Annotated in this window: 1 pseudogene; it reads left to right on the top strand. The window is 65.1% G+C overall.

Features of this window, described 5'->3' with window-relative positions:
- Positions 1–1002, top strand: a pseudogene (locus tag GSM73_RS16720) (hypothetical protein); the annotation flags it as partial.

Raw genomic sequence — 1002 nt, 5'->3', positions numbered from 1 at the left:
ACCGGTCATGAACGTGCCCGTGGAAAATGGTCTCTCGCCCAACCTCAGTGGCACCTGCTGGCCGGAGGCGGTGCTGACACTCATATTCAGTGACAGCGCCACCGAACACCCCGTCGAGAACAACAACGGCACCTGGAGTTTCCGGCGCACCGAGCCGTTTGCACCTGGGGTCACCCACACCGCGACCCTGATCCAGACCGCCGCCCAGCAACCCTCACCGCCTGCGCAAAGGACCTTCACGGTTGCCACACCCATGCGCAAACCGGTGATCACGTATCCCGCTCCCAGTGCCGAGGTCGGTCGCGTGCTGACCGTCCGTGGGCGTGACGGTATGGCCGAGGCGTCGATGCAAGTGCGTGACGCGCAATTTCAAACGGAGCTGGGCGAACCCAAGGTGCTGACCGCCGACGGCGAATGGTCCGTCGAGCTGCCCGTGCTGGAGTTTCGTCCCTACACCATCGACGCGCAACAGACCCTGCGTGGGGAGCCGTCCGAGCGCAGTGAAACCCTGAGGTTCGAGGTGGTGGTGTTGCCACCGGAGTTTGACGTGCCGCAGCCGGGCGGCAACCTGCCGCGCAGCATGACGTTGTCTGGCACAGGCATGCAGGGCGGGCGGGTTGATATCTGGCTCCAGGGCGCAAGTGAGCCGTTGATCGAAGATGTTTTTGTGGGCGCCGACGGCTGGAGCGCTGACGTGACCCTTCCGGTAGGCGAAACCACGATTGTGGCCCGGCAACGCTTCGAAGGTCGGCCCTCCAAGGACACTGCGCCGCTGACCTTCAACGTCGTGCCTGCTGCCCCGTTCATTGAAACCCCGGCCACCGACGAGCCCATCGGCCGGCGCGTGGTGGTGTCGGGTTTCGGTGTGCCGGGCGATACCGTGACGGTAAAACTGGGAGACGCCACGCATGCGGTGCTGGGCAGTAGCCCGGTGCTGGAGGATCGCACCTGGTCGGTGACGGTGGAGTTCGATCAACCCGGCGGCCTCTACGGCCTGATGGC

This window comes from Pseudomonas sp. PICF6 (assembly GCF_009831705.1).
Classification (GTDB): domain Bacteria; phylum Pseudomonadota; class Gammaproteobacteria; order Pseudomonadales; family Pseudomonadaceae; genus Aquipseudomonas; species Aquipseudomonas rhizophila.
Note: the sequence above shows the minus strand (reverse complement) of the source record. Positions and strands in the feature narration are given on the sequence as shown.